We start from the raw sequence: 4,731 nt of genomic DNA, 5'->3' as shown, positions 1-4,731 counted from the left end.
CTTTTCTTTGTGACTCAACACGCCAGATAGGGTAGTATCTGCGGCAATATTGCCCTTCAATAGAGGGGTACAAAGTTGAGGAACCACGATTAATGAGCGATATGGCAGAGCGCCTGGCGCTGCATGAATTCACGGAAAACGCCTATCTGAACTATTCCATGTACGTCATCATGGACAGGGCGTTGCCGTTTATTGGCGATGGTTTGAAACCCGTTCAGCGTCGCATCGTATACGCGATGTCCGAACTGGGGCTGAATGCCAGCGCCAAATTTAAAAAATCCGCCCGTACCGTCGGTGACGTGCTGGGTAAATACCATCCGCACGGTGACAGCGCCTGCTATGAAGCGATGGTGCTGATGGCGCAGCCGTTCTCTTACCGTTACCCGCTGGTTGACGGGCAGGGGAACTGGGGGGCACCGGACGATCCGAAATCCTTCGCGGCGATGCGTTATACCGAATCCCGTCTGTCTAAATATGCGGAAGTCCTGCTGGGCGAACTCGGTCAGGGAACGTCGGACTGGGTGCCAAACTTCGACGGCACCATGCAGGAGCCGAAGATGCTGCCTGCGCGTCTGCCAAATATTCTGCTGAACGGCACGACCGGTATTGCCGTTGGTATGGCAACGGACATTCCGCCACATAACCTGCGTGAAGTGGCAAAAGCAGCGATTACTCTGATTGAGCAGCCAAAAACGACGCTGGATCAGTTGCTGGATATCGTGCAAGGGCCGGATTACCCGACCGAAGCGGAGATCATTACTTCGCGCGCGGAAATTCGTAAGATTTACGAAAACGGACGCGGCTCCGTACGTATGCGTGCGGTATGGACGAAAGAAGACGGCGCGGTGGTGATTTCCGCGCTGCCGCATCAGGTTTCCGGGGCAAAAGTGCTGGAGCAGATCGCTGCTCAAATGCGCAATAAAAAGCTGCCGATGGTAGACGACCTGCGCGACGAATCGGATCACGAAAACCCGACCCGTCTGGTGATTGTCCCGCGCTCTAATCGTGTGGATATGGAGCAGGTGATGAACCACCTGTTTGCCACTACCGATCTCGAAAAAAGCTACCGTATCAACCTGAACATGATCGGTCTTGATGGTCGTCCGGCGGTGAAAAACCTGCTGGAGATCCTCACCGAATGGCTGGCGTTCCGCCGCGATACCGTACGTCGCCGCCTGAATTATCGTCTGGAAAAAGTGCTCAAGCGCCTGCACATCCTTGAAGGTTTGCTGGTGGCGTTCCTCAACATTGACGAAGTCATCGAAATTATTCGTCATGAAGATGAACCTAAGCCTGAGCTGATGTCGCGGTTTGGCATTTCTGAAACCCAGGCTGAAGCCATCCTTGAGCTGAAATTGCGCCACCTTGCCAAACTCGAAGAGATGAAAATCCGCGGTGAGCAGGATGAGCTGGCGAAAGAGCGCGATCAGTTGCAGGCCATTCTGGCTTCCGAACGTAAAATGAGTAACCTGCTGAAGAAAGAGCTGCAGGCCGATGCAGATGCCTATGGCGACGATCGTCGCTCTCCGTTGCAGGAACGTGAAGAAGCGAAGGCGATGAGCGAGCACGACATGCTGCCATCTGAGCCGGTTACCATTGTGTTGTCCCAGAGTGGCTGGGTGCGTAGCGCGAAAGGCCACGACATCGATGCACCGGGATTAAGCTATAAAGCGGGCGACAGCTTTAAGTCGGCAGTGAAGGGTAAGAGCAACCAGCCGGTGGTGTTCGTGGACTCGACCGGACGCAGCTATGCCATCGACCCGATTACGCTGCCGTCGGCGCGCGGTCAGGGTGAACCGCTGACCGGGAAGCTCACGCTGCCGCCAGGCGCGACGGTTGAGCACATGCTGATGGAAGGCGACGATCAAAAACTGCTGATGGCCTCCGATGCGGGCTACGGTTTTGTCTGTACCTTCAATGACCTGGTCGCACGTAACCGTGCTGGTAAGGCATTGATTACACTGCCAGAAAATGCGCGCGTGATGCAGCCGGTGGTGATTGAAGATGAAACCGATATGCTACTGGCTATTACTCAGGCTGGTCGCATGTTGATGTTCCCGGTGAGCGATTTACCGCAGCTGTCGAAAGGCAAAGGGAACAAGATCATTAATATCCCTTCAGCGGAAGCGGCGAAAGGCGAGGATGGTCTGGCGCAACTTTACGTGCTGCCGCCGCAGAGCACGCTGACCATCCACGTTGGTAAGCGCAAAATCAAACTGCGTCCTGAAGAGTTGCAGAAAGTGACTGGTGAGCGCGGCCGTCGCGGCACGCTAATGCGTGGTCTGCAGCGTATCGACAGCATTGAGATTGACTCGCCTCGACGCGCCAGTCACGGCGACAGCGAAGAATAACGCTACCGTCCGGCTCTCCCTGTTAAAGCCCAGGGAGAGCCAACGTTAAAAATTCCCGTGAAACCGTTGTTTATTCGTGCGTTGCGATTAACAATACGCTTTTCCAGAGAGCCGCCCTTAACAAAGCCCTAACCTGATACCGCGTGATGAATCAGGTGACGTAAAATGCCAGGCTCTTAGGCCTTAGAGGTTGTTATGCTATATATTTTTCGTTTAATTATTACTGTTATTTACTGCGTTCTGGTCTGTATTTTCGGTTGCATATACTGTCTGTTCAGCCCACGAAATCCAAAACACGTTGCAACGTTCGGCCATATGTTTGGCCGCCTGGCTCCCCTTTATGGCCTGAAGGTCGAGTGCCGCATGCCGGCAGACGCGCAGAACTATGGTAATGCTATCTATATTTGTAACCATCAGAACAACTATGACATGGTTACCGCTGCGAATATCGTTCAGCCGCCGACGGTGACGGTAGGTAAAAAAAGCCTGCTGTGGATCCCTTTCTTCGGGCAGCTGTACTGGTTAACCGGTAACCTGTTGATTGACAGAAACAACCGCGCTAAAGCGCACAGCACCATTGCTGCCGTGGTGAATCATTTCAAAAAACGTCGCATTTCTATCTGGATGTTCCCTGAAGGGACACGTAGCCGCGGTCGCGGTCTGCTGCCGTTTAAAACCGGCGCGTTCCATGCAGCGATTGCTGCTGGTGTCCCGGTCATTCCGGTGTGCGTTTCCACAACCTCGAACAAGATAAAACTCAATCGACTCAATAATGGTCTGGCAATTGTCGAGATGTTGCCACCGGTGGATATTAGCCACTTTGGGAAAGATCAGGTTCGTGAACTGGCAGCGCATTGCCGCACGCTGATGGAACAAAAAATCGCAGAACTCGATAAAGAAGTTGCTGAGCGGGAAGCCGCCGGTAAGGTTTAATCCGCGCAATTCGGGTTTTTTACAGGAAATGACTTCCTGCGTGTTAATAGCCAGTTTTTTATGGAGTTTATATGTCATTCAGTCGGCGTCAGTTCATTCAGGCATCGGGGATCGCACTGTGTGCAGGTGCTGTTCCGCTGAAGGCTAATGCTGCCGGTCAGCAACAACCGTTACCCGTGCCTCCGCTGCTGGAATCCCGCCGGGGGCAGCCGCTATTTATGACGCTGCAACGTGCGCACTGGTCCTTTACGCAAGGCACGCGCGCACCTGTCTGGGGAATTAACGGCCGCTATCTGGGACCGACAATCCGCGTCTGGAAAGGGGATGACGTCAAGCTTATCTACAGCAACCGTCTGACTGAAAATGTCTCGATGACCGTCGCCGGGTTACAGGTACCTGGCCCGCTGATGGGCGGCCCGGCGCGCATGATGTCCCCGAATGCTGACTGGGCGCCGGTGCTACCGATTCGCCAGAATGCCGCCACGTTGTGGTATCACGCTAATACGCCAAATCGTACTGCTCAGCAGGTCTATAACGGTCTTGCCGGGATGTGGCTGGTTGAAGATGAAGTGAGTAAATCACTGTCTATTCCCAACCACTATGGCGTGGATGATTTTCCGGTCATTATCCAGGACAAGCGGCTGGACAACTTTGGCACGCCGGAATACAGCGAGCCCGGCAGCGGTGGCTTTGTCGGTGATACGCTGCTGGTCAATGGGGCGCAAAGCCCGTATGTCGAAGTCTCCCGCGGCTGGGTGCGCTTGCGTTTGCTGAACGCTTCAAACTCGCGTCGTTACCAGCTGCAAATGAGTGATGGCCGTGCGCTGCATGTGATTTCCGGCGATCAGGGTTTTTTACCTGCGCCTGTTTCGGTGAAGCAGCTCTCGTTGGCTCCGGGCGAGCGTCGTGAGATCCTGGTGGATATGACGAACGGTAATGAGGTCTCTATCACCTGTGGTGAGGCGGCCAGTATTGTCGACAGGATCCGCGGGTTCTTTGAGCCTTCCAGTATTCTCATCTCCACGCTGGTATTGACGTTGCGCCCGACAGGTCTTCTGCCGCTGGTGACTGACAGCCTGCCAATGCGCCTGCTGCCAACGGAAATCCTCAGCGGTTCGCCGATTCGCAGCCGTGATATCAGTCTGGATGACGATCCTGGCATCAACGGTCAGCTGTGGGACGTCAATCGTATGGATATTACTGCCCAGCAGGGCTCCTGGGAGCGCTGGACGGTGCGGGCGGATATGCCCCAGTCCTTCCATATTGAAGGTGTTTCGTTCCTGATCCGTAATGTGAATGGCGCGATGCCGTTCCCGGAAGACAGAGGCTGGAAAGATACTGTCTGGGTTGATGGCCAGGTTGAATTACTGGTTTATTACGGACAGCCTTCCTGGGCCCATTTCCCGTTCTACTTTAATAGCCAGACGCTGGAAATGGCGGATCGTGG

General features: G+C 54.3%; 3 protein-coding genes. All 3 read left to right on the top strand.

Annotation, left to right across the window (positions count from 1 at the left end; all coding sequences use genetic code 11):
- Nucleotides 1-92: 92 nt before the first annotated feature.
- The gene (gene parC, locus FDW94_RS19035) at nt 93-2,351 is read left to right on the top strand and encodes a DNA topoisomerase IV subunit A (protein WP_003828391.1); all 2,259 of its coding nucleotides are present in this window, start codon (nt 93-95) and stop codon (nt 2,349-2,351) included.
- A 195-nt stretch (nt 2,352-2,546) separates the two neighbouring features.
- Entirely contained in the window at nt 2,547-3,284 is a 738-nt protein-coding gene (gene plsC, locus FDW94_RS19030; RefSeq protein WP_003024540.1) for a 1-acylglycerol-3-phosphate O-acyltransferase, read from the top strand.
- 71 nt (nt 3,285-3,355) lie between these two features.
- Nucleotides 3,356-4,731 (top strand): cell division protein FtsP (ftsP, locus tag FDW94_RS19025; RefSeq protein ID WP_137378119.1); only part of this gene is annotated, 1,376 nt, incomplete at its 3' end.

This window comes from Citrobacter sp. wls757, from assembly GCF_005280935.1.
Lineage (GTDB): Bacteria > Pseudomonadota > Gammaproteobacteria > Enterobacterales > Enterobacteriaceae > Citrobacter > Citrobacter portucalensis.
Note: the sequence above shows the minus strand (reverse complement) of the source record. Positions and strands in the feature narration are given on the sequence as shown.

Excerpts from the sequence above, each read along its gene's own strand:
- parC (WP_003828391.1), top strand. The coding sequence starts at position 93 with ATGAGCGATATGGCAGAGCGCCTGGCGCTGCATGAATTCACGGAAAAC.
- plsC (WP_003024540.1), top strand. The coding sequence starts at position 2,547 with ATGCTATATATTTTTCGTTTAATTATTACTGTTATTTACTGCGTTCTG.